The organism is Vibrio sp. VP6 (genome assembly GCF_028823755.1).
In the GTDB taxonomy this organism is placed as follows: domain Bacteria; phylum Pseudomonadota; class Gammaproteobacteria; order Enterobacterales; family Vibrionaceae; genus Vibrio; species Vibrio parahaemolyticus.
Genome location: NZ_JAPEID010000011.1, coordinates 72,544 through 98,251 on the forward strand (window position 1 = coordinate 72,544; position 25,708 = coordinate 98,251).

The following is a 25,708-nucleotide window of genomic DNA, read 5'->3' on the forward strand; positions in this document are numbered from 1 at the left end:
ATGTCATGGAGTGAGTCCGCGTTAGTTATATAAATGGGTATTAAGTGTTTACTGGCGTTAGTAATCTTTTCAACAAACTCATTACAACAAGTGCCAGTGTAACGAAAGTGGCTAACGGTAAAGCTATCCACAATTCAGGGTGAATTTGAGCATTGAGGTCAAACCCATACTTCATCACTGCTGCTACACAGGCTTCGGCAGCCGTAACGGCTACAGAACTTGCGACAAGCGCCATAATTCCGTATTCCGCCCACAAGGTTGTATTAATCCGTTTTTTGCTTGAGCCGAGCGTACGATACAGACGGATTTCTTGCTGACGTTGAGACAAGCTCAAGCGCAATAATGTAAAAATGAGCAATAGCCCTGCAACTACGCCTAACAAAGCAAGAATGGTGATCGCAGAAACGATTTGTTGTATTAGCGCCTGTATTTTTTCTCCCATAGTTCGGATGTCTAACACAGAAACTGTTGGGTGCGCTCTCGACATTGATGTAAGCAGCGATTCGTTTCCTTCATTGATTCGATAGCTAATTAAATATGAACCCGGAACATTTGCCATCACATCAGAAGAAAAGATGAAATAGAAGTTAGGCTTCATATCTCGCCACTCAACATGACGAATGGTATCCACCGTCGCATCAAAGTTTTGGCTGTTGATAACAAACCTTAATTTGTCTCCAAGTTGAATACTCAAATCGCGCGCGACATCGGCTTCAACAGATACACTGTTTGCGTTCATCCATTTTCCTGAAAGAACGTCATTGTATTCTGGTAACTGATCACCCCATGTTAAGTTGAGCTCTCGACGGATTGCGTCAGAGCCTTCCCCTTCATATTCAACGTCTTTAACGTTTTGGCCATTAATCTCTGTGAGTCGTCCTCGAATAATTGGAAATGCTTGTGACCGCATCACTCCATTTTTATCCAGTGTTTCTAGGTAGTTAGCCAGTTCATAATCGGCAATGTTTAATGCAAATACATTAGGCGCATCCGCAGGCAAAGTCCGTTCCCAATCCGCGAGGATGTCACTACGGACAAGCCAAATAATGGAAAGGAGCATCAAAGAAAGCGACAGCGCACCAAACTGCAGACCGCTGGTTATAGGCGTGCGGTTGATCCGGCTCAGTGCCAACTTCATCGCTGGTTTGGTGGCAAAGCGGGAGAATAACTTCGTCAGTGCGATGCTTAATCCTGCCAACACGACAAATAGTGCTGCAATACCCGCAAGTACAATCCAAACCAAAGTGTTGTTTGCGTACAACGCGAGCAATGGAAGCACAGGGACAAGAACGAGCAGCAGTCGCTTCCAAGATCGTTGCGCTGTGCCCTGCTGTAAAACCTCAAGTGCTGGTGTCTTAATTAACCCAAGTAGCGGGATACCAAGCGCCGGAACGGTGATGAGAATGGCAGAAACCACAGCGACAATAAATGGAGTGACGCCGTAACTCGGTAGTGGGTTTGGCAAGAGATCTTTCAGAGGAATACGTAACAAATATTCCAAGCCGCTACCCAGAATGAGTCCGACAATACTGGCGGTTACCAATAGAATGGCAACTTGAATCAATAACCACTTTTCTATCCAACGTCTGCTCGCGCCAAGGCTTTTCAACATTGCGATGGTTTGAGTTCGGCTATTCACGTAGTTTTGGCAAGTAAGAACCAACGTTGTCGCGGCCATAATTATGACGATAGCTACGGTCAATGATAAATACTGTGTAGTTCGATCAAAAACTTCATTGCTGCGACTCGCGGTATCTTGAGTACGCCAGCGATCACTTGGTGACAGCTCTGTCGTATCTTGGAGTTGCTTTAGCGCCGCATTGTCAGCTTTTAGAAACAGTCGATACTGCACTCGACTGCCGACTTGTATCGCGCCTGTTTTTTCTACGTCGCTTTGGTGAATATACGCCGCAGGCATTTGTTGGAATGGATTGAAACTTAAACCCGGCTCCATCAGCACGGCACCTGAAACGGTGAAATCTGCATCACCAATGGTGACATTGTCACCTTTGTTAACTTCTAATTGAGCCATAATGCGTTCGTCTAACCAAAGCTGGTTAGGCTTCACGCGACCTGACTCATTCCCATCTAAAACCAACTCTCCCATTAAAGGATAACTTTCATCGACACCTCGTACAGAAATAAGCTGCATTCCGTGATCGCTAAAAGCCATGGTCGAAAATCGGGTCATAACGGAGCGCTCAAGTTGCTCTGTCGATTTTAATAGCGAGTCAGATAATGGGTTTGCGGAAACGAACACCGCATCCGCAGTTAATGCATCCTTGCCCTGCTTGACAATCACTTGCTCCATACGAGATGCAAGTGCAGACAATGCAAAAATACTCGCGATGACCAACACAAGAGCGACGCTGATCGGCCAAAGGTTTCCTTGCCTAATTTCGCCCAAACTCCAACGCACCAAACTTTTATTCGGAGAGTGTTGCTTCAATCCACGTTGATCTGAAGATGTTACTTCACTTGAAGATACTGCTGACATTACATCTCCTCCTTAAGCTCACCCGCCTCCATACGATAAATTCTGTCGCATCGGCTTGCTAAGTTCACATCATGAGTGACCAATATTAATGTCGTACCGTGCTGGCTATTGAGATCGAACAACAGCTCGATGACTTTATCCGCGGTTTGGTGATCAAGGTTCCCTGTCGGTTCATCAGCAAACAGCAATTCTGGCTGAGTCATAAATGCCCTGGCCAACGCGACGCGTTGTTGTTCACCACCAGAAAGTTGACTTGGTAAGTGGTCGAGTCGCTTTTCCAATCCTACAGCGCTTAATAATTCTGTCGCTCGTGCTTCATCTTCGGCTTCTCCGCGTAAAAGACACGGTAAGGTCACATTGCGAAGTGCACTCAAACTTGGGATAAGTAGAAAGCTTTGAAAGACAAATCCTAGAGAATCGGCTCGGATTTTTGCACGCGCTTCGTCATCTAGCTTCGAAAGTTCGTGTCCTAGAAGAGTGATTTCTCCGGAGGTTGGTGTGTCGAGCCCCGCCAACAATGTCATTAGCGTGGATTTGCCTGCACCAGATGTGCCGACAATTGCGATGGTCTCGCCCTTTCTGATGTCAACATTTACATCTTTAAGGATTGTTAATTGTTCTTGATTAGTAGAGACTTGTTTAGAAACCAAATTCGCTTGAACAATAGGTGCTTTGAGTACAGGTGTTTGCATGATTCGTTTACTTTCCTTAGTTCTCTTTTTTTGTCTTTCCGCCGCATCGCAAGCAAGCGAAAAGCTTCTTGTTCTTGGTGATAGCTTGAGTGCGGGCTATCAAATGCCGATTGAGAAGAGTTGGCCTAGCTTACTCCCTGACGCGCTGCTCGAACACGGGCAAGATGTAACAGTTATTAATGGCAGCATCTCCGGAGACACTACTGGCAACGGTTTGGCTCGCCTCCCGCAACTGCTTGACCAACATACACCAGACTTAGTTCTTATCGAGTTGGGCGCCAATGATGGGTTGCGTGGCTTCCCTCCAAAAGTTATTACGTCGAATCTTTCTAAAATGATTAGCATGATCAAAGATTCTGGTGCCAATGTGGTCATGATGCAAATTCGTGTCCCACCTAACTACGGCAAGCGCTACAGCGACATGTTTTACGATATCTATCCTAAATTGGCTGAACATCAACAAGTTCAGTTAATGCCGTTCTTCTTAGAGCATGTGATCACCAAACCAGAGTGGATGATGGATGATGGCTTACATCCGAAACCTGAAGCGCAACCTTGGATTGCGGAATTCGTTGCTCAAGAATTGGTTAAACATCTCTAATTTTGATGGTCTAGCTCAATAAGTTTTACCTAACTTTACGTTAATCTAACCAGAATTCCACTCACCGAGGTTAGATCACAACAATGCGAATAGAACCGTTAATTCAAGGTGTTGTTGCTCGCTCTGCGCATCCACACGGTTGCCATGCATCCATAAAAGAGCAAATTGAATATGTAAAAAAAGCCCCGCAGATCAAAAGCGGCCCTAAACGAGTTTTAATTATTGGTGCTTCCTCCGGTTTTGGGTTAGCAGCACGTATTGCCCTAACGTTTGGCGGCGCTGAAGCAGACACCATTGGCGTCTCGTTTGAACGAGGTCCATCTGAGAAAGGGGTTGGCAGCGCAGGCTGGTACAACAACATCTTTTTCAAACAAGAAGCAACACATGCAGGACGCACTGCAATCAATATTGTTGGTGATGCATTCTCTGACTCTGTCCGTAATGAAGTTATCGAAGCGATCGAAACCTACTTTGAAGGTGAAGTCGATTTGGTGATTTACAGCCTTGCAGCGGGCGTTCGTCCAAAACCTAATTCAGATACGTTCTGGCGCAGTGTGATTAAGCCTATTGGTGAATCGGTTACTGGCGCTTCCATCTTACTTGAAAATGATCAATGGGTTGAAACCACGCTCGAGCCTGCCACCGAAGAGGAAGCAGAAGCGACCATTAAGGTCATGGGTGGAGAAGATTGGGAAAGCTGGATTGATACTCTCATCAACACGGAATCCGTCGCTCAAGGTTGCAAAACCATTGCATTCTCATACATGGGCCCAGAAGTTACTCACCCAATCTATCTCGATGGTACTTTAGGCCGAGCCAAAATTGACTTGCACCAAACCAGCCATGCATTGAATCTGAAACTGGCTAACTTCGACGGTGGTGCTTACGCCACGGTGTGTAAAGCGCTGGTAACCAAAGCCAGTGTTTTCATTCCTGCTCTGAGCCCTTACCTTTTAGCTCTGTACCGAGTAATGAAAGAGAAAGGCACGCATGAACGCTGCATCGAACAAATGCAACGTCTGTTCACGACAAAGCTCTACGATCAGCCTAAAGTGCCTGTTGATGGCGAGCGATTGATTCGAATTGATGACTTAGAACTGGATCCACAAACACAGGCTGAAGTGAGTCATTTGTTAGAACAAATGAATGCGGAGAACTTTAAAGAGATTGGTGATTACCAAGGCTTTAAAGACGAGTTCATGAAACTCAACGGCTTTAACTTTGACGATGTAGACTACTCGCAAGACATTTCGTTAGAAACCTTGTCGTCACTTAAGCCATAAGTTCGTCAAATTTGTTTCATATTTGAGATGGCTTCCAACAATTTAGGGTCCTGAAAGGTTTTCAGGACTTTTTTTTGTTTCGTCTGTGGGCGACCCTATACTTAAGTAAAACGACTAATGTTATAACAATTACTACTGCATAAATCTTCGATTCACAGGATGTGAAACTACCGGAAAGGAAGGCCTCTATGGGGAGATTTCAAACACTAGATTATGAGATTCCTGAATCCATGCAGCGAAGCTGGCAGGATATCGTCAATCTCCTCGCACAGATTGCAGACGTGCCAACCACGCTTATTATGCGAGTGCATCAAAACCACATCGAAGTAAACACCTCAAGCGACACTCAAGGTAATCCATATAAAGCTGGTGACAAAGAAGATCTTGGACATGGTTTGTACTGTGAACATGTCATTGAAACCAAAAGCCAACTGGTTGTTCCCGATGCCCTTGCCGATGAAAAATGGTCGAATAATCCGGACATCAAACTTGGTATGCTCTCCTATTGTGGTTTGCCGTTGTTTTGGCCAAATGGCGAAACGTTTGGAACCATTTGTATGTTGGACTCCAAAGCCAATGAGTACAGCGAAACTTACCGGCAATTGCTCAACACGTTCAAGGACTCAATAGAAGCTCAACTTGCTGTTGTCTACCAACAATACAAACTGTTGAGACTTAACAGCGAACTTAAAAATCGCGTAGAAAACCGAACCACTGACCTCGCCCAACTCAGCTTTTCACTCACTCAAGAAATTGACCGCCGCAAAGCCGCAGAAAGACAAGTTAACTACCAGAAAACCCATGACCAAGGTACCGGATTTCTTAATCGCGCCGCACTGGAAGCGGTGGTTGAAGATACGCTTCAATCCCTAGAACACGGGCATCAGTCTTTAATTGTTATAAATGTGGGCTTTAGTAATGCGCGTAGCATACAAACTCGATACGGCTTTGAAGCGTTTGATGAGATCCTCAAAGAATTTCGTAAGCGCCTTGGGACGAACGATTCAAACTACTTCATTACTGGCCGCCCAAGTTCAAACGACTTAGTGCTTTTGTTATGGGGAGAAGATGCTGATTCGAAACTGCATAATCTGCTCGATAAAATCACTAATATCAGCGTGGGGAACTTCTACATCAACGACACAGAAGTGCATTTGCACTCCTACGTTGGTGTAGTTCAGGCTCATCGCTCGAGCAGCGCCAAACAACTTCTACAAAATGCTTGTTACGCAATGTTGCTATGTAAAGAGTCGGGTGAAGCTTACAGTTACTTCTGTGAGAGCCACACGCATGAGTTGAACAACCATAATCAGCTCGAAAGTTATCTGCTCCAAGCTGTACGTAATGACGATTTGATGTTGTATTTCCAACCGAAGGTGAACCCTCATACGCACAAATGGATAGGTGCAGAAGCGCTATTACGCTGGCGTCACCCCGTTTTAGGGGATGTATCTAACGAAGCGCTGATCCACATGGCTGAGCAAAATGGGCTCATATTTGAAGTTGGCTCATTTGTTTTGCGTACTGCTATCGACAAAGCCAAACAGTGGTCTGAGTTATTCGATAATTTCAAAGTCGCGGTAAATGTCTCTCCTATTCAACTGCAAAACGTGAATTTCGCCGAGCAAGTTGAACACCTTCTCGAAGCGTTCCACCTTCCGGCACGTTTTCTTGAGTTAGAAGTGACGGAAAGTGCGTTAATTGCTGATGAAGTGGTCGCACGAACGACCCTTAAAAAATTGAACAAACTTGGCGTGACATTGTCACTTGATGATTTTGGTACGGGCTACGCCTCTTTCAGTTATTTGAAGAAGTACCCTTTTGATGCCATCAAAATCGACAAGAGTTTTGTTCAGCAAATGGAAAAATCCGACGATGACCGCGCAATCATTTGTTCCATCATCCATATTGCGAAAAAACTTGAGCTGCAAGTGGTCATTGAAGGAATTGAATCGCCACAACAAGAGCAGTTTTTGATTGGCGAAGGATGCGATATCGGACAAGGCTTTTTGTACGGAAAACCGATGCCTTGTAACGAGTTCGAACAAAGTTTGTTTAATCAGCGTCAAATTGGTGGCCAATACGCCTATTCTTCCTAAGCTCTCCTTTACTCTCCTTGCGGTGGTTTCTATAATCGCCGCCCGCTTCTAATTAAAAGGCCAATATCTTCATGGATCAGTTAACTGCCACGCTTAAGAAAATTGAAAAGCAGAACTACCGTGCTTACCAACAAATCAAAGGTCAGTATGACTTCACTGATTTCACGTTGTTTATCGATCATGTTCAAGGCGACCCGTATGCTTCTGCGTCACGTTTTCGTGCGACTCGTGCTTGGTCACTAACTGGTCTTGAGTGGCTAAAAAACGAGTCTCCGGCGTTCCAACGCGCGGCTCGCGACTTTATTGCTCGTAGCTTTGAGCAATTTGCTAAACAAGAAAATACCGTATCAATCGCTTTAAATGGTCAAACGGTTTTAGACAGCACAGCGGTGCTATTCACAGAAGAAGGGATTGAACTGCGTTTTCGTGTCAACCTACCCGCTGAAGGCCGTTCTGTGCTTGGTAAAAAGGCGAACAACATCCTCACGTTTCATCTGCCTAAGTTTATTCGACGCGCGACGCTTGAGCGTGAGTTGGATAGAGAAGCAATGGTGAAGCACTGTCAAGTCGTAGAAGATCAAAGCGCATTAAGAGAACAATTAGAAGCACACAATCTTGTTGCGTTTGTTGCGAATGGTAGCGTTCTACCACGTATTGCGGGTAACTGTGATTTGCCGATGAAAGAAGCAGTGGAGTTTACGGCTCCTGAGTCTTTGCAAGTGACTTTGCATGCACCAAACAAAGGTTACGTGACTGGACTGGGCATTCCCAAAGGCATCACTTTGATTGTCGGCGGTGGTTTTCATGGTAAGTCGACATTGCTGAACGCCATTGAACGTTCTATTTACGATCATATTCCTGGCGATGGTCGCGAGTACATCGTAACAGATCAGAAAGCGATGAAGATTCGTGCAGAAGATGGCCGTTGTGTGCATCACTTAAATCTGTCGAACTACATCAACCATTTGCCAATGGGTAAAGATACTGCAGATTTCTCAACGCAAGATGCATCAGGTTCAACATCGCAAGCGGCTTGGTTACAGGAATCTATCGAAGCCGGTGCGACATCACTGCTGATCGATGAAGACACATCTGCAACTAACTTTATGATTCGTGATGAGCGTATGCAGGCACTTGTGGCAAAAGGCGATGAGCCAATCACACCGTTGGTTGACCGTATCGGTCAATTACGTGATGAACTGGATATCTCTACTATCATCGTTATGGGTGGCTCTGGTGATTACCTGGATGTGGCGAATACCGTTATTCAGATGCATGACTACCAAGCGGTCGACGTGACTGAAAAAGCAAAACAAGTGATTGCGCAGCACCCTACTCAGCGCCATAACGAATCAGAAGAGAGCTTACAAACTTTCCGACCACGCGCACTAAACCGCGTGGCTCTTATGAATATATTGACTGACGGTAAATTCCGTGTAAGTGCAAAAGGCAAAGACTCACTGCGTTTTGGTAAAGAATTTACTGACCTTAGTGCGCTAGAGCAGATTGAGTCTGCTGACGAAGTGAACGCCATTGGTTGGTTGTGGTTCCAGCTTGCACAACTGCCTGGTTGGTGTAACAACCCAGCAAAAGAAATTGAAGAGATGTTATCGGGCGAATGGCACGCATCACTGCCTAAACAAGGTGACCTTGCTAAACCACGTACTTTGGATGTGATGGCTGCACTTAACCGTATGCGTAAGTCACAGTTCAAACCTTCACACTAAGTATTTTGTATTTGACGTATCATGACTTATCCAAGTCGGGCTCGTCTAAAACACAAAGGCAGCGATAATCGCTGCCTTTTTTATTTTCAGCCCTAAACCACCTACTACAGTAGGTAGTTATTTACTATTTATCCATTTCGAAGCACATTCCATGCTTCGCACAACACTCTGAATCTTTCGGCATCGCCATTTTCTCTATCAGGATGCCAGCGTAACGCCAGTTTTCGCCATTGTCGGCGGATTTCAGTACGAGATGCGTCACCCGCTAGGTCAAAGAGTTTAAGCGCTTTCGCTTTATCGATGTTATGCTCCGAGGCGCCGCCTACAAAACGTTGATAACGACTCCAAAACTCATTGAGTAATCGACGAACTTCATCTTCGTTCGCTTCATAATGGCTCCAATCCAAATAGTATTGTCGCAAAGGATCGTTTGGATCGACGCTGTTTCTACTCGCTTCTAATGCTGACATCAACATGATATCCATCGCTTCTACTTGCAACCAACTGTCCGGAAAGAGCGTCTCTTGCAGTTGATACAGCGCATTCATTATCAGAAAGTTTCTTTTGAATAAGTCTTTATCTGGCAAGGGGTCAAGCTGGTTAATGTAACCGCGTTCACTGAGCTTGCTGGCCAAGGTGTGTACTTTCCAACCAGACGGTTGCTTTTTGAGAATCTCAAGCATTGGCCAAAGCAACGGGTTTTCTATTTCACTCTGACTGCTATCGCATACGCCATATTGATCTTCCATGCGCCCTCGTTTGATTTATAAGCGATTAAAATTGAGCAAATTTCGAAGCTCAACGTCGTTACTTTTGTACCATAAACGAAAAAAGGCCGATAGCGAAAAACCATCGACCTTTGGAATCAGGATCGCGTTTGATTAAATAACGCCTAGCTCACGTAAGCGTTCCATCAAGTAGCTGTGTGCTGTGTAACGCTCAGAAAGTACCGTATCTGGTTTTGGGTGCAAGAAAAGCGGTAATGAAATGCGCGATTTTTCTTGGCGAGCACCTGTTGGGTTGATAACTCGGTGTGTCGTCGACGGGAAGTAACCACCTGACGCTTCTTGTAGCATGTCACCGATGTTAATGATCAAGTTACCAAAGTCACATGGAACATCGATCCACTCGCCATCTTTACTCATAACTTGCAGACCAGGCTCGTTCGCCGCTGGCAGTACAGTCAGTAGGTTGATGTCTTCATGAGCGGCTGCGCGAATTGCACCAGGCTCTTCTTCGCCTGTCATTGGCGGGTAATGAAGAACGCGAAGCAACGTTTTGTCGCTGTTATTGATCATTTCTGACAGCGCGATAGAGAACTTCTCTTGTACGTCTTTTGGTGCGTACTCTTCTACCCAACCTAGCAGTTCTTGTGCAAAAGCGTTTGCGCGCTCGTAGTACTCAAGAATCTCTGCTTTCAACTGTTCGGGGATTTGTCCCCAAGGGTAAACATGAAAGTACTCTTTGATGTCTTTTACTTTGTGGCCTTTCGCAACTTCAGAAACCGAAGGTGGGAAATAACCATCTTGCGTTTCTACATTAAATTGGAAATCATTTTTTTCTTCTGAGCAGAAAAACTCGTGCCAGTTTTTGTAAATGGACTCAACCAACTCTTGAGGGATTGGGTGATTCTTTAATACGCCAAATCCTGTTTCGCGTAGTGATGCTACGAACTGTTGAGCAGCGTCGTCAGCAAGATAATCGACAGTTTCCAGTTTCATGACTTTACTTCTTTTTTATTAGACTGAGTCACGGATTCTATGGATGGGCATGTTGTAAATCAAACTTTAATGAAATGTGCACGCGCAAACGTTTTAATGTTGAGCAGTTCGCTAATAATTCAACATGTTTAGTTAATAATTGACCAATAAAAATAAACAATTGCACACCGTTCAATTAAGTGTAATCATTGTTAACGCATTACAAACAGAGATATAAACGGTTTAACTCGATGCTTGTACGCTCTAAAAAATCAATTGAAGGATCAACTAACCCTATGAAAAGCACTTCTACACTATTGGGATTGACGATTTTTTACGCCATCGTTTTTTTATTTTCAGCATTAGAACCTAGCTCGCGTGCTGTCTGGTTTGCTGAAATCATTCCGGCGATTGGTATTCTCATTGCGATTTGGGCGATTTCGATTCGCTACCAGTTCAGCAACACCGCTTACCTTTTGATGTTTATTTGGTTGTGCCTACACACCATTGGCGCGAAATACACCTTCGCTGAAGTGCCGTTTGATTGGTTCAATAACCTAATTGGATCAGAGAGAAACAATTTTGATCGCGTAGCCCACTTTGCGATTGGTTTATATGCCTACCCGATCGCTGAGTATTTGATTCGCAAAAAAAAATTCAACCCAACTTTTTCATGCTGGTTTGCGTTGTTTGCCATTATGTCTTTGGCTGCAGGCTACGAAATCATTGAGTGGTGGTATGCCGAACTGGCTGGTGGCGATGAAGGCATTGCCTTCCTAGGTTCCCAAGGAGACATTTGGGATGCCCAGAAAGACATGTTGTGTGATACGACGGGTGCCATACTGTCGTTGTTTTTAATGTCGGCTCAACGTCGATTCGCGAAGCCATTCTAAATACGGATTAAAACCATCCACAATAGGAACCTGTACGATTTGAGCAACCTCGTATTCGTGCAGGTTTTCAATTTTTTCTTCCACTAACTCGTAAAGTTCACGTCGTGTTTTGATGATGAGTAACCATTCGTGATCAGTACAAACTTCCCCTTTCCAAACATAATGGCTCTCAATTGGCATCGTCTGAATACACGCCGCTAATTGAGCCTCTAACAAACCTTTGATGATTTCATCGCGATTTTTTTCATTATTGGTGGTACTTAACACCATGCAGCAATCGTTTTGTTGGCTCATTATTTTTCCTACTTCATTGTCACTTTTCCGCCAATCATCTTAAACGCAGGCGTACCTCTGACTAACGTATCTCGTGCAAACTCTTGCCCGCAGCTCGGGCAAAAACAAGGGGTTTGAGTGTAATCTTCTACAATGCGTTCTTTAAAGCACTTCACCAAGGCCCCCTTTCCGCCCTTGCGATATTTATATAGCTGCGCTTTGCATTTCGCACAATAAATTTCTACAGTTTTACTCGGTTGCTTTTTATTCGGCTTGGCCATTATCTTCTATCTCTGGCTTGACCCACACATTGCTGAAATCGAACCACCCCAGCGCATTACATTTTGCGTTTTGAAGCGCTCCGCTGTGGTCTTTGTTTACACCAAGCCAGCAATGGAACATTGGAATAACCTGGCAGCTTTTCACTAACTGCCTTCCTAATTCGCGAGCAGGAAAGTCGGCGTGAATGCCTGCACGCCATTGATCGACTAATGTCGCCCATTCTGAAAAATCGTAACCAGCGCTGAATTTTTCGATGTCGCTGTAATCAAGTAGCCAACCCGCTAAGGCATCGTTGCGATTGGTCGCAATACCCATTGCTTTTACCCAAACGTCGACTTCTTCTGGATTTGGTGGCTGCGTATCGTAGCGAATAAACTCGACATCGACACTGTGCGGTTTGAGCAAATGTTTAATTGCTTTGGCAATGACAGGAAACATCGGATGTTTTTTCTGATAAGCGACGGTGATCGATTTACCTTGCTGCGGGACTTCACCCACTGATGTCGGCCTTAAGTCAATCCACCCCGGTTTTAAACCAAATGCTTGCAGTACACCCAGTTCAATCACTTTATCTTGGGGAACGTGCGCGTAGATTTGATGGCTATTTAGTGTTTGGCTTAAAAATTCGGCCCAACGTGGGTCTTTTGCGATCCCGGTGTTTTTGTTAAGCAGCAAGAAGGTACAACCCGGATCGAGTTCCACTTCATCGGTCGACGCTTGTTTGTTCATTTGTGGCTTGGACAGGCTTGGATACACCATTGATGAGTAGGCTTCATCAATCACCCACACTTCAACTTGGTCCAGCAGTGGACGAAACCCAAAGTAACCATCGAAAGCAGTAAGGATAAGGCGTTTGTCGTCGTTCACTTTCACTTGGAACGGACCTGTGCCAATAGGCTTACGGTCAAAATCCTCAGAGCGAAGCGCTTGTGGCAATAATACTTTGGCTTGAGACTCGCTCAATGCTAACGGTAAATAGCGATCTGGACGAACAAGCTTAATATCAACGGTCCAAGGCTGTGGTGACGAAACTTGCTGAATGTGAGAGAACAAATTCAATCCACTCAAGGCAAGAATGCTCTCTACAACACAATCTGTCGTGAGTGGTTCACCATTATGGAAGCGTACGCCACGACGCAAATAGAAACGCCAATGAGTGTCAGAAAGCGCCTCCCACGTATGTGCGAGATCCGGTTGAAGTTGTTCGTTTTCATCAAGACGCGTTAAACCGCTAAAAACTTGTCGCGCGATGTGTTGTTCCGAGCGACGCATCGGCTTTTGCGGATTCAGCATGGCTAACGGTCGGTAATAAGGCAATCTCACGACTTGCTCGCCTTGTCGATGCTGCAATCCCAAATAACCTTGAATCACCTGGGTTAAACGTGCGGCGTCATTGTCTAACGCATCGAGCGCCTGTCCAATCTTTCCTTCGTCTAGGTAGCGTCTCGCTAAGTTTTCGCTTACGTCACTACGATTGCGTTTAAAGATCAGTTTGGATAGTTTTCCTCGGCCAGCAGCCGGGTGCCATTCTATCCACCCTTCTTCTTCGAGCTTATTGAGAACGATACGCGCATTTCGTCGCGTACAAAACAGAGCGTCGGTAATGTCTTCTAGCTGAACTTCTGTGTCGTTACCGGCAAATTTTTCAAAGAGTGTTTCGAACTGAACACGTAAACGAGGGCTACTCATAAAGAGGAAATACTTGTCTTGATGTCAATAAGTCAAGTTTCCTCATTTTTATGAAAAAGTGCAAATATGAAGGGGTAAATTATTGAATATCGATACCAATTTCTTGTGCGAGTTGGATAAGTTGTTCCTCATTATCCAATTTTATTGACCATTTGCATTCGGCCCCATGGGCTAACACAACATTTGCGCTACGACCAAGAAGTTGAAGTGCATCGGTTTGTGCTTGCAATGTGACCATTGCCTCACCCGTTAGTTTGATGACGATTTCACGCTGCGTCGCGATAATTTTACCTAATGAAAACTCGATAACCATGTTCTGCCTTTGGGTGTATCTCTGCTGATTGATGACGTCGAATTAAGCCAATTTTGCTTTTTGTTGTTTCACAGCAATCGTTAGACGACTAGTACACACCAAACGATCACGTTCGTCTGTAATTTCAATCTGCCAAACTTGAGTCGAAACACCAAGGTGAATAGGTTTTGCGGTACCGATAACATAACCACTGCGCATTGCTCGTACATGGTTTGCGTTGATATCTAAACCTACGCAGTAGTTACCTTCACTCACGCAAAAGTTTGCGGCAATGGAACCTAATGTTTCTGCTAGCACGACGGATGCACCACCATGCAACATACCCAGCGGTTGGTGAGTAAAACTGCACACTGGCATCGTTGCACTTAATGAATCATCCGTGAAGTTGGTGTACTCAATTTGTAGGTGCTCCATCATGGTATTTCTTGATGTAGCGTTAAGGATGTCCAAACTGATCGGCTTTTTCCAAATACTCATTTTTCGCTCTTACTGTTTGCAGGTTGAGACTGCTTATTCATATTTATGCCAAGCGCTTAGCATAGTCTCTATTGCTGCGACACTTCAAGACAAAACGCGCTAGCCCTCAACTCTACAATCACACTTACCTCGCCTATGCATCTTGTCATCATTTGGGTATATACTACTGGTTCAAAACAAGAATTAGTGAATATGGAGCCACTTATGAAGGTATGGATTAAAGCCTCTGCTCTCTTGACCTTAGCAGGCTTAACTGCGTGCAGCGCCTCACCAACTGGTCGAAATCAAATACTGATGTTTTCAGATCAAGAAATGTCATCACTTGGTGCAAAATCCTTTGATCAAATGAAGAAGGATATTCCAATCAGTAAAGATAAAAAGACCAACGCTTACGTACAATGCGTAGCTAAGCAGATCACCAATGCCATTCCACCTCAAGCTGGTTTCAAAGATTGGGAGGTCGTGGTGTTTGATAGTGACCAAGTCAATGCGTTTGCGTTGCCAGGAGGAAAAATTGGTGTTTACACTGGCCTTCTCAAGGTAGCGAAAAACCAAGATCAGTTAGCAACGGTTATCGGGCACGAAGTGGCGCACGTTTTAGCAGAACACAGTAACGAGCGGCTGTCTCAAAGCCAATTGGCCAATGCTGGGCTGTCGTTAGCGAATGTGGCAATTGGCGCATCTGAATACAAACAATATCAACAGCTCACTATGGCCGCGTTAGGTGTTGGTGTGCAGTACGGCGTAATTCTCCCTTATGGAAGAACGCAAGAGTCTGAAGCAGATATCGTTGGCTTAGAGTACATGGCGAAAGCTGGATTCAATCCTAATCAAAGCGTCGATCTGTGGAAAAACATGAGTGCAGCATCAGGTGGAGCGCAGCCGCCGGAGTTTTTCTCTACTCACCCTTCTCACAGTACGCGAATCAAAGACTTGCAGGCAACCATCAACAAGTTACCGAAGTACAATGTGAAAGCACCGAAATGTGGTTAGAAAGCGTATAACCCTACAAAAGTCTGATACAAAAAAGCTCCTACTTAAGGAGCTTTTTCGTTATCTGTGTGTTGAGAACTTTCGTTAAGCTCCAAGAATTTGCAAAGGTAAGCTGAGTAAGCTGTCACCCAGTCCTGCGAAATACCAAATAATCCCAACAAAACCACCAACGGATGCTAAATACCAAATCAATGAGAACAATTGACCGTAGCGAGTGAGTGGCAACAAGTGGCTGTGATGTCTTGCTCGCCATTCCATGACCACTTCCAGCATCCCCATCATCAGTAAGAATCCGAGCAGCGTTAAACCAAATGAATAGCTGAGCGCAATACCAAGTAGTGCTGTAACAATGCTGCCCGCCAACCCAATCCAAGTATTCATCGAGAAAGTAATACTCTTTAGAACATGGCCACCATCTAACGGTAAGATCGGCAGCAAGTTAAAGAGGTTTAGCAGCGCGTTAAACACAGCAAGACCAGCGAATATCATTTCGCCTGTCATCCAATAAAGCAGAGTAAACACAATGCTTAAAACCAATCCAAAGAAAGGCCCCATGATAGAAATGACGACATCTTGCCAACGCGTGTTTATTTTCTCGTCACTTAAAGCCAAGCCACCTAGAAACGGGATCAAGTAAATGCCCTTGGTTTTCATACCGAAATACTTCATCGCTTTGATATGCCCATATTCGTGGAACATAAGACAAGCGATAAGAGCCAGAGCAAACTCAATAGAAAACAACCATGAATAGGCAGCTAAACTTGCTGACGCCAGCGCAACTTTAATCACTTTCGCGCTTTTTAAGGCTTTCATACCTAAGGAAAAAATACCGATGACACTCAAGCGCTTTTCTGATGGCGGCGCGACCTGTGGCACCTGCCTTTCAATATCTTTTTCGTTTCTTGAACCTTCCGTAATTAGCTCACCGTTAACGGTGGCGCGATAGGTCAGATCAAAAGGTTGCCAATCCAATGTGCAGTCTAATTGGCAAAGCAAAACCTCTTCTCCAGCACTCAGCTTAAATTGATGCGTGTAAGTTTCGGTTTTCTTTTCGCTCGCATCAATTTGAGAAACTAGAGTGTTATCCCAGTACAATTGCTGCCATCCCGCCATCGATCCTTCTAATCTTAACGGGCGACCTAAAAATTCAGTGTGTAGTAATTCCAACGCGATTCCTAATGCGATAACCACAAAGGTCGAATTATGCCTCTTATAACAAGTGACATCAAAGCATGTGAACTCAAGATTTGAAGGTTATTTAATCATAAGATTTGCAAAACAATTCTGGTCGTACCATTTCCACAAAAAATATAACGATAATACATGCCCTTACGAGCAGGCGTTTGACGTATGCATCAAATTTAAAACGCCAAATACGCTCAAACTTTGACAAGTTATTAAACATACAATTAACATTACGTTTACATCACAGCTGTGTTTCAACGCAATCACAACTGCTGTTTAGTACCACACAACAATTACAAGGACTTCGGTCCAGCATAATGACACCCTAGGAGGGTCAAGGATGAACAAGAAGCACTGCTCTCTGCTGACAATTTCAATATTGTTTGCGTGTAATGCCCATTCAGCGGGCTTTCAGGTTGCTGAACACTCGGCATCTGGTCTTGGTCGAGCATTCTCAGGTGAAGGGGCTGTAGCAGACAATGCCAGCGTTCTTGCACGTAACCCAGCAGCAATGACTCTTTTCAAAGAAGCTCAGTTTTCTGGCGCACTTTCTATCGTTGATCCTGAAGTCAACGTTTACGATACGCTTCATAAAGAGCAATCTGATGACGTAGCACCACTGCAAGTGGTTCCTGCGGGTTATTACATCAGCCCAATCAATGACAACTGGGCTTGGGGTATCGGTATGTTCACCACTTACGGTGTTGCAACAGATTATCCAGATGATATTTCTGCGGGTGATATGGCTGGCGACACCTCGCTACTTTCTGTCAATATCAATCCAAACATTGCTTACCGCATCAACGAAAAATTCAGTGTTGGTGGCGGCATCAACTTAGTTTATGCAGAAGCAGAACTGACACGTCATAAAGGTGCGTTGGCGCCGCTATTTGGTTCTGGTAGCAGTAAGTCCGATAACCTAATTGGCATGGAAGGTGAGACTTTCGCATGGGGTTGGAACGTCGGTGCCCTATTTGAACTTAACGAAAACAATCGTTTTGGCTTTGGCTACCGTTCTAAAGTCGATCTAGATTTTGATGATGGTGAATTCAGCAGCTACGACTCTGGCATCGCAACCGCAGCAAAAGTCGATGGTCGCTTGAAGATTTCGCTTCCTTCTATTATCGAACTATCTGCATTCCATCAATTGAACGACCAATGGGCGATTCATTACGGTTGGCAACAAACTGACTGGAGCACTTTTAAAGAGCTAAAAGCGACCAGTAATGAATGTAAAGGCGGCGTATGTTTCTTCAAACCAGAAAAGTATGAAGATAACAACCGTTACTCTGTAGGTGCAACTTACACGCTAAACACCGAGTGGACATTCCGCGCAGGCTTGGCTTATGACGAGCAAGCGGGTGAAGCAACATTGAGTATCCCTGATAGTGACCGTATGTGGTACAGCGCGGGTCTAACGTATGCAATGAATGAAAACCTATCGTTTGATGCTGGTTTTGCATTGGTACAAAGTGAGTCGGGCTCTTTTACTGAGACTAACGCAGCAGGTCAAGAAATTAAGTTTGATTCAGAAGGTACGGCATACATCAGTGCAGTACAGATGAACTACACCTTCAAATAATAGGATTCTCGGAGTAACCCAATGAAACATACGTTTAAACTATCACTGCTTTGTTCTGCGATCCTACTTGCAGGTTGTGGCGACAACACATCAAGCTCAGGCACAACAGATAAAGTAACGTTTGAATCGGAAGTTCAAGCATTGCTAGATCGTGGCACTTCAATTAGCTTTACTATCCAAGGTGCAAACGCAGACGTACCTGCCCCTTCTTACCTACTTATGGATACGTCAGATGGTACGCTTGGTTTGCCAACTAACGGTGATGATGCCCTTACTAATCCACGCGCATCAATGAACACAATGGACGGTTGGTCAACGTCTATGCCTATCGTTTTGAACTTTAACGGCGATGGCTTCGCTCCTGGCATGTTGGCTTCTGGCGTTAAAGTTATCAAAATCAACCAGCGTTTGACGGAATGGGACGGAAAAACTAACCCGATTTCAAAAGTCCTTGTTCAGAACCAAGATTACGTTGTTCAAGCCAATGGTAAATCTCTTTATGTTCAGTTTGCCGATTCTCTTGATGAATCTAGCGAATACATTTTCGCAGTCACACAAGACGTAACTGACGTTAATGGCGAGCCTATTGGCACCTCTTCAAGCTACGCGGTGGCAAAGAGCAAACAAGTTAAGTACGAATCAGGCGATCTTGCATCTGTACAAGCGGTAACAGAAGCTGTCGAAGGCATTTTTGGTCTAGCGCAAGTCAACCCAGCAGATATTGTCTACTCCTCATGGTTCAGCACTCAATCTGTAGGTGACACGTTAGCGGCTGTTAAAGGTGTTACTGCGACAGGTTTTGCTACTGGCGCGAACACGCTAAATACCATTTACAAAAATGATACTAACGAGAATGCTGTCGACCTTTCTACTGCGTACACAATGGTGCTTGGTGACACACAAGACTTTATGACAGCGTTAGATTCGGACAGTGACTTTAATAAATACGTCAGTGACCTAGATGCAGCGAAAACCGCGATTAAAGGTCTTTACCTGCAATCTGGCGCGAGTGTGAATGTTACTCAGGGTCAAGTAAGACTGCCACACTACCTTGAAAAAGGCGCAAACTGGAACATGCAACCGATGGTGTCTGCGATGCCAAGCCTAGCGAAGCTAAACGCAGCACTTACCGATCCAGCAGAACAAGCGAACATGGTTCAGCAACTTTCTTCTGGCGTTTTCGCAAGCTCTCCTGTAGACGTTAGCAAGCTGGCAACAGATCCAACAGAGCAGCTAAAACTGGTAGGCTCGAAACTGTACTTAAACGACGGTACACAATTGGATAGCGAGCGAGTTATTACTCGTTACTCTCCTGTTCCTGCGGTTAAGTCTTTAGAAAATGTCGAGTTTTTACTGTTTACTCCTCAAAATGGTGTAGCGAAAGACGTGGTGATCTACCAACACGGTATCACCTCAGCGAAAGAAAACGCGTATGCATTTGCTTTTAATATGGTGCAGGCTGGCGTAGCTGTTATCGCTATTGATCTTCCAATCCACGGAACACGTAGCCTAGACGAACAACGATCGGCAAATGCGAACGTTCTTGCTTACTTGAACCTTTCTAACCTTGCTGTAGCGCGTGATAACCTTCGTCAAAGCGTGCTGGATGTACTGGGCTTACGTGCTAGTTTAGTAGTATCAGCGCAAGGCGGTCTATTGGCTGGAGGCCCTCTTCAAGGTTTTAACCCAATGACGGGCTCTCAAGTAAAAATGCTAGGTCACTCACTAGGCGGTATTGTTGGTACGTCTGCGGTTGCTGCTGCAAACAACACACTAGGCAGCCCTACTGCTGACGCACTGTATACATTTAGCGCGGCCTCTATTCAGAACTCTGGTGGTCAAATCGGTAATCTATTGTTGGGTTCTTCAGACTTTGGTCCACAAATCAAGCACAACCTTGCTTATGTAGCATCAACGGATTACAAGTCTTACGCTGACGCGCAATGTGCTCAGTTAGATGACAAAGCATGTTACGAGGTCTTTGAAGGTTTAGCGACGCCGGAACAGCTTGCAGCTCTGAGTGCTGGTTTCTCACAGTTCATCTACGCAGCGCAAACCACGCTTGATACTGTAGATCCATTTACTAATGCCGCAGACCTAGTTGCTTCAGGCACTCTAACTACCCCATTCTTGATGACAGAAGTTGAAGGTGATAAGACGGTACCGAATAACGTTGCGAACGCTCCATTTGCAGGTACAGAGCCGTTAGCCAAGAAATTGGGCTTAACTGAGGTTAATAGCTTAAATACAGCGGTCTCTGCGACGTCAAGCTTTGTTCAATTCAACGCTATTGCTTCACACAGTACGTTTGCGTCGCCATCAGGCACACTTGCCGATGTCAATCATCATGCTGAAATGCAAAAAGAAAACGCGGACTTCTTGATGGACAACGCATTGAGTGATGTTTCGGATACAACAGTACTGAAATAATCGACCATTCATCCATCGAAAAAACCCAGCTTAGGCTGGGTTTTTTATTTTTCGCACTCAAAAGAGTGTTGAATAATTCACACAACAATTCATAACCCAAGGTAATTGACCACTTCTTTTATATTCCAAATATTATTTATTTAGCGATTGTTTTACATCTTTCACCTAATCAGGTTGGAATATTGTAAAATCTCGGCTTTAATTCGCTAACACCCTTTTATTTCTCAGGATAAAGTGGATAATACCGCCACAAAATAACATTACTAAGGTGAGTCCTTATGTCTATCGAAGCTACTCTGCTTGCACGCTGCGAGTCAAAATGTGAACTGTGTTCATCTGAATCTCCATTAACTGCTTACGCTGTACCACCACACGGTAACGTAACAGTTGATACCGCTATCATGGTATGTGACAAATGCCACAGCGAGATCGAAGAACCTAAAGACATTAACCATTGGCGTTGTCTGAACGAAAGCATGTGGAGCCAGGTTCCTGCAGTACAAGTAACTGCATGGCGCCAACTAACTCGCCTAAACTCTGAAAGCTGGGCTCAAGACGCTCTTGACATGATGTACATGGAAGAAGAGCAAAAGAACTGGGCAATGACAGGTATGTCTGCTGATGACAAAACTGTTGACTGCAACGGCACTGAACTTAAGAAAGGTGACGATGTAACAGTAATCAAAGATCTACCAGTTAAAGGTACAAACCAAGTAATTAAGCAAGGTACTGTGATTCGCGGTATCAGCCTTGGTGATGACCCTAAACTGATTTCAGGTAAGGCAAACGGTGGTCAGTCAATGTACGTGATCGCAGAGTACTGCCGTAAGAAGTAATTTTAGTTACTTTTGTATAAAACGGGGTTCCAGTTGGAACCCCGTTTTTGTTTGTGCTTCGGAAGGCCCCCTAACCCATGCGTTTGAATCAGGTCCCTTTGAAACAGCAAATACAAAAATGCCAGCGGCTAAGCTGGCATTTTTTTTCACAGTGTTCAGATTAACGGTACATACCGATATCTTTTTGAATGTGAGCTGACAAATCTTCTGCGTAGTAGCTGCGAGGAGCAGAGTTATCTACAAAAAGAATGTCGAGTAAGTGAGCAATCAATCCTTTGAAGTTAACCGCGTAGGTTTTCTTATCCATAGAGGTTGGTAAAGCTACATTTGTCATTTGCATTGCTTGTGCCATGATTGCCTCTCTTTAAAAGCAGTAATATGTTTTGTTGGTTGTATAGTAGTCACTTCCTCACTGTTTAAAAAATGACAAAATTTGACCAACCAAATTAGTTTTTCTAATAAAACAAATCATTCACATTGCTGCGAGCTAGAAATGCCCACTTTTCGCATAAAAATTCAACAACCGCCTACTTTTCTTGAATAACTTGGAGTTACGGGGATAACCCCAAGCTTTTAAGTAACAAATTCTTAACCAATCAATACTGAAAATATCTTTCCAAAAATCCGGTTATCAATATTTTTGATTAGTAATATTAACTCGAGAACGACTGTTTTCTTTGTTCTTATACACCGAAGCAACTACCGCGGAAGTCATTACTAGAATCAAGAACGTCAATGACCAAATCGTTGGGATTTCGTATTCCGTTCCGACCAATAGCATCTTCACACCGATAAACATCATGATCACAGAGAGCGCAGGTTTTAAGTAGATAAACTTGTCCAGCATCGCTTGCAGCACGAAGTACAGCGAGCGTAAGCCTAACAACGCGAATACGTTAGCCGCTAACACCAAGAATGGCTCGCGAGTGACCGCAAAAATAGCCGGAATTGAATCGAGTGCAAACATCACATCCATCACGGCGATCACGCCCACTACAATTAACATTGGCGTCGCAACCCACTTCCCTGCTTGCTTCAAGAACATATGATTACCTTGATAATCATCCGTCACTGGCAGCAATTTACGAATCACTTGCTCTGGGTATGGGTTCACTTTTTCATCTTCACCTTTGTCGCGAGCAAGCTTAATGCCTGTCCAGATTAGGAACGCCGCAAATAGGTAGAGTACCCAATGGTATTGGGCGAGCAGCTGCGCGCCGACAGCAATCATAATTGCACGCAGAAGCAACGCGCCAATCACACCCCACAGCAACGCACGAGGACGAAGATGCTCTGGCACTTTGTATTGGGCAAATATGATGGCGAAGACAAATAAGTTATCAACGCTTAATGATTTTTCGAGCAAGTAACCAGTTAGGAATGAAACGGTCGCTTTCTCATTGCTGTAAGCACTATGAGGAGCGTAAACGTCCCAAAAGAAATAGATGGAACCTGCAAAAAGAAACGCGAGTAAGAACCAGAATATGCTCCAAACGATGGCTTTTTGCATCGTAATGGCACCGCCTCGGGTTTGATAGATATCAAGCGCAACCAAAACGAGTGTGAAAAGGCCGAATGCACCATACATTGTCAGTGATTCTTGAAATAGAACAGATTGGCTTAACTGGGTGGTATTTTCAATAAGAGACATGCTTCCTCCCACGCGGAAGGACAGCAGTGTTTGGTGACCTTCCGCAAACAATACAAACCAGCAGTCACATTACCCATGTGTCTGCTAATCAATGAATGCGTTGGTCTCGTTGAAGTGCCAAGATTGAATGTTCAATCAGACACCTTTACTTACCGGATAAGCGTTCGCTTAACGAGATGACGATAAGTAAACTTGCGCTAACTACTCCCCAAACGCCGCCATCATACGCCTGATCATTCTGATTTCCAACAAAAATTCCCTATCAATAAAATCAATGCATTTAATCGCCAGCAGTCCATCAAATATATGAATATAAAGAAAAAGGAGCACTGACTAGCGCTCCCTCTTATTACTCTTTGTTCTTTATAGCCCATTTAGTGGCACAAAATACACAAGCATGGACCAAGCGGCTACCCACGCAATGACCACTGCAGCGTCTGCCCAGTCTTTTTTCCACATACTTTCCACCCTCTCACTCGCATGTAGTGTGGAAAGTACAGCAAAATCAATACCAAGAATGATTAACGATTTTGTTGAGAGTAAAGTTTGTGACTTTCGTTCAAACAGTTAGGCTCATCTGTAAGTAGTTCAATAAAGCAATCCGCCATTGATAAGTTACTCACACAACCCTCGCCTTTCATATCAAGCAGGGCTTCATAGCCTTCTTTGCCTTTCATCGTGTAAGCCGAAGAGGTGCCTCGATACCAAGCGTCATCATCAACCTTTACCCAGCGGTATCCATCAAATATTTCTAATCGTTGGACTCTCTCACCTTTTGGCGCATCGGCTTGATAGTCAAAGTTCAGATTGTACGTATATGGGTAACTGCCTGACCCAGTACCTTCTACGCCGTTGTTTAGTGCGTTATTGATTGCACCTTCTAGAGCTCGACGAATAACCGCACCTTTCACATCGTAAAACCCGATCGGTACGGCAAAAGGCAATAATCGTCCGGCAACATCTGCCACTGTAATATCACCTGGATTGAGTGAAGTACGAACGCCACCTGCATTATGAATTGCAAATTGAACGTTGTGCCCGCGTTTATTTAAGCTATGAAGGAAAGAACGAGCGACCGCACCGGCAAGTTCACTTCCGCCTAACTCATCCGGTATACGGACATGACGCTTTTTGCTTTCCACATGAGCAATCACCTGCGATTGCAAGGCACGCACGCGAGGTATGTATTTATCTCTCAAAATAGCTTGAGTTTCTGAGTGTTTCTTACAGACCACAACATTTGGTTGGCCGTGAATAAAATCACAAGCGGTTTCAAATACGCCTTGGTCCAATTGTTGATTCAACGTTGAATCCCAGAAAATACGGCGCCCTAGCAGCAATTCATTTTGACCATTCAACATGGTTGCTTGGCCATTCTCGTCAAACTCAAGCACACAATGGCCCATGGTCAGAGCATGAAAACCGGCTTGCACAACGTAGGTTCCATTTACTTTGATACCATAAGGATCATCTTCACCCAAACCAATCGCAGTAAAGTCACCTTGCAAACGGTGGCTATGACCACCCACGATGATACCTATGCCTTCCACTTGCTCTGCAAGTTCTAAGTCGCCCTCGTAACCAAGGTGGCTCAGTAAAATAATGTTTTTGATTCCATCATTGTGAATTTGTGCGACTGTCGCTTTCGCGGTTTCAATTGCAGTCATAAATGGCGTATCGGCGTCAGGGTTTGCTATATCGCTCATTTTATCGATGGACAAACCAAAAATAGCGACTTTTACACCGTTAAACTCTTTCACAAGGTATTGCGCACTGCGTGAATCCGGTTGATAGCTCAGTACGTTGTTACAGTCGCTTAGTCGGTGCGCTTTGTTTTTTGACTCATTGGACAGATCCCAGTTGCCTGCGAGCAGCGGAAAATTGGTGCGCTGACAAAATAGTGCAACCGGTTCGTTCCCCATGTCGAGCTCGTGGTTTCCCAATGCCATGGCATCAATATTCAAGGCGTTCAACAAATCGGCGTTCGCTTTGCCTTTAAATAAGGAGAAATAGAGCGTGCCTTGGAAGCAGTCGCCAGCATGAAGGAACAACATTCCCTGCCCTTGACGCTGTGCATCATCACGTAGCTGTTCAACTCGAGTCGCGATTCGTGAGAATCCGCCCGCACTAACATAAGGTTCTAATATGAGGTCTTTGTTGATTTTGAGTTTTAGCTGTAATGACGTTGGCTCAAAGTAGGAATGAGTGTCATTGATGTGTGCCAGTTTGATTCTTACTGGCTTATGATTTTTATTCATTTTCATCTTCTCTCTTTTCATTCCTTATAATAATAAGAAGTGAATCATGACAGAATCATGAATTTTATGAAACTGTGAATTTTTGATTTCACGTTTACGTGATCACGATGCTATCTGTCGTTCAATTGAAAGCAACTTACGCCTGTCGCGGTCTCTATTCAATAGGAGGCTCTCGTAATTTTGTGAACTGAGCTTAACTCAAAAATTTCGAATTCATATATGCTTAGGAGTAGCAAAATAACTCTCT

At 44.4% G+C, this 25,708-nt stretch carries 22 protein-coding genes; 9 read left to right on the plus strand and 13 right to left on the minus strand.

Annotated elements, in window-relative coordinates:
- Nucleotides 1-40: 40 nt before the first annotated feature.
- Both OU793_RS09570 and OU793_RS09575 read right to left on the minus strand, forming a co-directional pair.
- Complete coding sequence (locus OU793_RS09570; RefSeq protein WP_193237412.1) at nucleotides 41-2,497, minus strand: ABC transporter permease; 2,457 nt, start codon at nucleotides 2,495-2,497, stop codon at nucleotides 41-43.
- Nucleotides 2,497-3,189, minus strand: coding sequence for an ABC transporter ATP-binding protein (locus tag OU793_RS09575; protein ID WP_005455354.1), 693 nt, complete (start codon nucleotides 3,187-3,189; stop codon nucleotides 2,497-2,499). The genes OU793_RS09570 and OU793_RS09575 overlap by 1 nt, the downstream gene beginning before the upstream one ends.
- On the opposite strand from OU793_RS09575, the gene OU793_RS09580 reads away from it, so the two are divergent.
- The 4 genes from OU793_RS09580 (at nucleotide 3,188) to OU793_RS09595 (ending at nucleotide 8,899) form a co-directional block, all read left to right on the plus strand.
- Nucleotides 3,188-3,790, plus strand: coding sequence for an arylesterase (locus OU793_RS09580; RefSeq protein ID WP_005455373.1), 603 nt, complete (start codon nucleotides 3,188-3,190; stop codon nucleotides 3,788-3,790). The two genes, OU793_RS09575 and OU793_RS09580, sit on opposite strands and share 2 nt — an antisense overlap.
- 83 nt (nucleotides 3,791-3,873) lie before the next feature.
- The gene (fabV, locus tag OU793_RS09585) at nucleotides 3,874-5,073 is read left to right on the plus strand and encodes an enoyl-ACP reductase FabV (protein WP_140103432.1); all 1,200 of its coding nucleotides are present in this window, start codon (nucleotides 3,874-3,876) and stop codon (nucleotides 5,071-5,073) included.
- Between the two features lie 188 nt (nucleotides 5,074-5,261).
- Nucleotides 5,262-7,172: a GGDEF and EAL domain-containing protein gene (locus OU793_RS09590; protein ID WP_005498840.1), complete on the plus strand. Its 1,911-nt coding sequence runs from the start codon at nucleotides 5,262-5,264 to the stop codon at nucleotides 7,170-7,172.
- A 71-nt stretch (nucleotides 7,173-7,243) separates the two neighbouring features.
- The gene (locus tag OU793_RS09595) at nucleotides 7,244-8,899 is read left to right on the plus strand and encodes an ABC-ATPase domain-containing protein (RefSeq protein WP_140075747.1); all 1,656 of its coding nucleotides are present in this window, start codon (nucleotides 7,244-7,246) and stop codon (nucleotides 8,897-8,899) included.
- Between the two features lie 128 nt (nucleotides 8,900-9,027).
- Here OU793_RS09595 and OU793_RS09600 read toward each other — a convergent pair whose 3' ends face one another.
- Together OU793_RS09600 and OU793_RS09605 are read right to left on the minus strand one after the other, a co-directional pair.
- On the minus strand, nucleotides 9,028-9,648 hold the full coding sequence (locus tag OU793_RS09600; protein ID WP_021483976.1) for a DNA-J related domain-containing protein: 621 nt from the start codon (nucleotides 9,646-9,648) through the stop codon (nucleotides 9,028-9,030).
- 132 nt (nucleotides 9,649-9,780) lie between these two features.
- Nucleotides 9,781-10,620 (minus strand): isopenicillin N synthase family oxygenase, encoded by an 840-nt coding sequence (locus OU793_RS09605; RefSeq protein WP_005455357.1) that lies wholly within the window; start codon nucleotides 10,618-10,620, stop codon nucleotides 9,781-9,783.
- Between the two features lie 275 nt (nucleotides 10,621-10,895).
- Here OU793_RS09605 and OU793_RS09610 point away from each other — a divergent pair, with 275 nt between their 5' ends.
- Nucleotides 10,896-11,492: a DUF2238 domain-containing protein gene (locus tag OU793_RS09610; protein WP_025532604.1), complete on the plus strand. Its 597-nt coding sequence runs from the start codon at nucleotides 10,896-10,898 to the stop codon at nucleotides 11,490-11,492.
- Here OU793_RS09610 and cutA read toward each other — a convergent pair.
- The 5 genes from cutA to OU793_RS09635 form a co-directional block, all read right to left on the minus strand.
- Nucleotides 11,454-11,786 carry a divalent-cation tolerance protein CutA gene (cutA, locus tag OU793_RS09615; RefSeq protein WP_005455382.1) on the minus strand — a complete coding sequence of 111 codons (333 nt, stop codon included), beginning with the start codon at nucleotides 11,784-11,786 and terminating at the stop codon, nucleotides 11,454-11,456. The two genes, OU793_RS09610 and cutA, sit on opposite strands and share 39 nt — an antisense overlap.
- A gap of 8 nt (nucleotides 11,787-11,794) precedes the next feature.
- A complete protein-coding gene (locus OU793_RS09620; RefSeq protein WP_005479768.1) occupies nucleotides 11,795-12,046 on the minus strand; it encodes a hypothetical protein in 252 nt (83 codons plus the stop codon).
- The gene (locus OU793_RS09625) at nucleotides 12,030-13,736 is read right to left on the minus strand and encodes an SgrR family transcriptional regulator (RefSeq protein ID WP_020835280.1); all 1,707 of its coding nucleotides are present in this window, start codon (nucleotides 13,734-13,736) and stop codon (nucleotides 12,030-12,032) included. The genes OU793_RS09620 and OU793_RS09625 overlap by 17 nt, the downstream gene beginning before the upstream one ends.
- Nucleotides 13,737-13,815: 79 nt before the next feature.
- Nucleotides 13,816-14,049: a DUF3389 domain-containing protein gene (locus OU793_RS09630; RefSeq protein WP_020835279.1), complete on the minus strand. Its 234-nt coding sequence runs from the start codon at nucleotides 14,047-14,049 to the stop codon at nucleotides 13,816-13,818.
- A 42-nt stretch (nucleotides 14,050-14,091) separates the two neighbouring features.
- Nucleotides 14,092-14,526 (minus strand): hotdog fold thioesterase, encoded by a 435-nt coding sequence (locus OU793_RS09635; protein ID WP_005455359.1) that lies wholly within the window; start codon nucleotides 14,524-14,526, stop codon nucleotides 14,092-14,094.
- A 204-nt stretch (nucleotides 14,527-14,730) separates the two neighbouring features.
- Between OU793_RS09635 and OU793_RS09640 the strand changes: the two genes are divergently transcribed.
- Complete coding sequence (locus tag OU793_RS09640) at nucleotides 14,731-15,519, plus strand: M48 family metallopeptidase (RefSeq protein WP_005455384.1); 789 nt, start codon at nucleotides 14,731-14,733, stop codon at nucleotides 15,517-15,519.
- A gap of 84 nt (nucleotides 15,520-15,603) precedes the next feature.
- Here the strand turns inward: OU793_RS09640 and OU793_RS09645 are convergent, their stop codons facing one another.
- Nucleotides 15,604-16,686: a site-2 protease family protein gene (locus tag OU793_RS09645; protein WP_024701252.1), complete on the minus strand. Its 1,083-nt coding sequence runs from the start codon at nucleotides 16,684-16,686 to the stop codon at nucleotides 15,604-15,606.
- 358 nt (nucleotides 16,687-17,044) lie between these two features.
- Here OU793_RS09645 and OU793_RS09650 point away from each other — a divergent pair, with 358 nt between their 5' ends.
- The 3 genes from OU793_RS09650 (at nucleotide 17,045) to OU793_RS09660 (ending at nucleotide 21,552) form a co-directional block, all read left to right on the plus strand.
- Complete coding sequence (locus OU793_RS09650) at nucleotides 17,045-18,286, plus strand: outer membrane protein transport protein (protein WP_005455385.1); 1,242 nt, start codon at nucleotides 17,045-17,047, stop codon at nucleotides 18,284-18,286.
- A 21-nt stretch (nucleotides 18,287-18,307) separates the two neighbouring features.
- Nucleotides 18,308-20,716 carry a VolA/Pla-1 family phospholipase gene (locus OU793_RS09655; protein WP_153644192.1) on the plus strand — a complete coding sequence of 803 codons (2,409 nt, stop codon included), beginning with the start codon at nucleotides 18,308-18,310 and terminating at the stop codon, nucleotides 20,714-20,716.
- Nucleotides 20,717-20,994: 278 nt separating this feature from the next.
- Nucleotides 20,995-21,552, plus strand: coding sequence for a PhnA domain-containing protein (locus OU793_RS09660; protein ID WP_005455388.1), 558 nt, complete (start codon nucleotides 20,995-20,997; stop codon nucleotides 21,550-21,552).
- Between the two features lie 160 nt (nucleotides 21,553-21,712).
- On the opposite strand, the gene OU793_RS09665 is transcribed toward OU793_RS09660, so the two are convergent.
- The 3 genes from OU793_RS09665 to OU793_RS09675 all read right to left on the minus strand — a co-directional run bounded on the left by OU793_RS09665 (nucleotide 21,713) and on the right by OU793_RS09675 (nucleotide 25,467).
- Nucleotides 21,713-21,904 carry a hypothetical protein gene (locus tag OU793_RS09665; protein WP_005451745.1) on the minus strand — a complete coding sequence of 64 codons (192 nt, stop codon included), beginning with the start codon at nucleotides 21,902-21,904 and terminating at the stop codon, nucleotides 21,713-21,715.
- 279 nt (nucleotides 21,905-22,183) lie between these two features.
- Complete coding sequence (locus OU793_RS09670) at nucleotides 22,184-23,203, minus strand: TerC/Alx family metal homeostasis membrane protein (RefSeq protein WP_159404335.1); 1,020 nt, start codon at nucleotides 23,201-23,203, stop codon at nucleotides 22,184-22,186.
- Between the two features lie 521 nt (nucleotides 23,204-23,724).
- Nucleotides 23,725-25,467: a bifunctional UDP-sugar hydrolase/5'-nucleotidase gene (locus tag OU793_RS09675; protein WP_159404334.1), complete on the minus strand. Its 1,743-nt coding sequence runs from the start codon at nucleotides 25,465-25,467 to the stop codon at nucleotides 23,725-23,727.
- Between the last annotated feature and the right edge of the window lie 241 nt (nucleotides 25,468-25,708).

Coding starts and splice junctions, on each gene's coding strand:
- cutA (WP_005455382.1), bottom strand. CDS start 11,786: ATGAGCCAACAAAACGATTGCTGCATGGTGTTAAGTACCACCAATAAT.
- OU793_RS09600 (WP_021483976.1), bottom strand. CDS start 9,648: ATGGAAGATCAATATGGCGTATGCGATAGCAGTCAGAGTGAAATAGAA.
- OU793_RS09635 (WP_005455359.1), bottom strand. CDS start 14,526: ATGAGTATTTGGAAAAAGCCGATCAGTTTGGACATCCTTAACGCTACA.
- OU793_RS09660 (WP_005455388.1), top strand. CDS start 20,995: ATGTCTATCGAAGCTACTCTGCTTGCACGCTGCGAGTCAAAATGTGAA.
- OU793_RS09670 (WP_159404335.1), bottom strand. CDS start 23,203: ATGTCTCTTATTGAAAATACCACCCAGTTAAGCCAATCTGTTCTATTT.
- OU793_RS09575 (WP_005455354.1), bottom strand. CDS start 3,189: ATGCAAACACCTGTACTCAAAGCACCTATTGTTCAAGCGAATTTGGTT.
- fabV (WP_140103432.1), top strand. CDS start 3,874: ATGCGAATAGAACCGTTAATTCAAGGTGTTGTTGCTCGCTCTGCGCAT.
- OU793_RS09620 (WP_005479768.1), bottom strand. CDS start 12,046: ATGGCCAAGCCGAATAAAAAGCAACCGAGTAAAACTGTAGAAATTTAT.
- OU793_RS09605 (WP_005455357.1), bottom strand. CDS start 10,620: ATGAAACTGGAAACTGTCGATTATCTTGCTGACGACGCTGCTCAACAG.
- OU793_RS09595 (WP_140075747.1), top strand. CDS start 7,244: ATGGATCAGTTAACTGCCACGCTTAAGAAAATTGAAAAGCAGAACTAC.
- OU793_RS09570 (WP_193237412.1), bottom strand. CDS start 2,497: ATGTCAGCAGTATCTTCAAGTGAAGTAACATCTTCAGATCAACGTGGA.
- OU793_RS09625 (WP_020835280.1), bottom strand. CDS start 13,736: ATGAGTAGCCCTCGTTTACGTGTTCAGTTCGAAACACTCTTTGAAAAA.
- OU793_RS09580 (WP_005455373.1), top strand. CDS start 3,188: ATGATTCGTTTACTTTCCTTAGTTCTCTTTTTTTGTCTTTCCGCCGCA.
- OU793_RS09630 (WP_020835279.1), bottom strand. CDS start 14,049: ATGGTTATCGAGTTTTCATTAGGTAAAATTATCGCGACGCAGCGTGAA.
- OU793_RS09610 (WP_025532604.1), top strand. CDS start 10,896: ATGAAAAGCACTTCTACACTATTGGGATTGACGATTTTTTACGCCATC.
- OU793_RS09640 (WP_005455384.1), top strand. CDS start 14,731: ATGAAGGTATGGATTAAAGCCTCTGCTCTCTTGACCTTAGCAGGCTTA.
- OU793_RS09655 (WP_153644192.1), top strand. CDS start 18,308: ATGAAACATACGTTTAAACTATCACTGCTTTGTTCTGCGATCCTACTT.
- OU793_RS09590 (WP_005498840.1), top strand. CDS start 5,262: ATGGGGAGATTTCAAACACTAGATTATGAGATTCCTGAATCCATGCAG.
- OU793_RS09675 (WP_159404334.1), bottom strand. CDS start 25,467: ATGAAAATGAATAAAAATCATAAGCCAGTAAGAATCAAACTGGCACAC.
- OU793_RS09665 (WP_005451745.1), bottom strand. CDS start 21,904: ATGGCACAAGCAATGCAAATGACAAATGTAGCTTTACCAACCTCTATG.
- OU793_RS09650 (WP_005455385.1), top strand. CDS start 17,045: ATGAACAAGAAGCACTGCTCTCTGCTGACAATTTCAATATTGTTTGCG.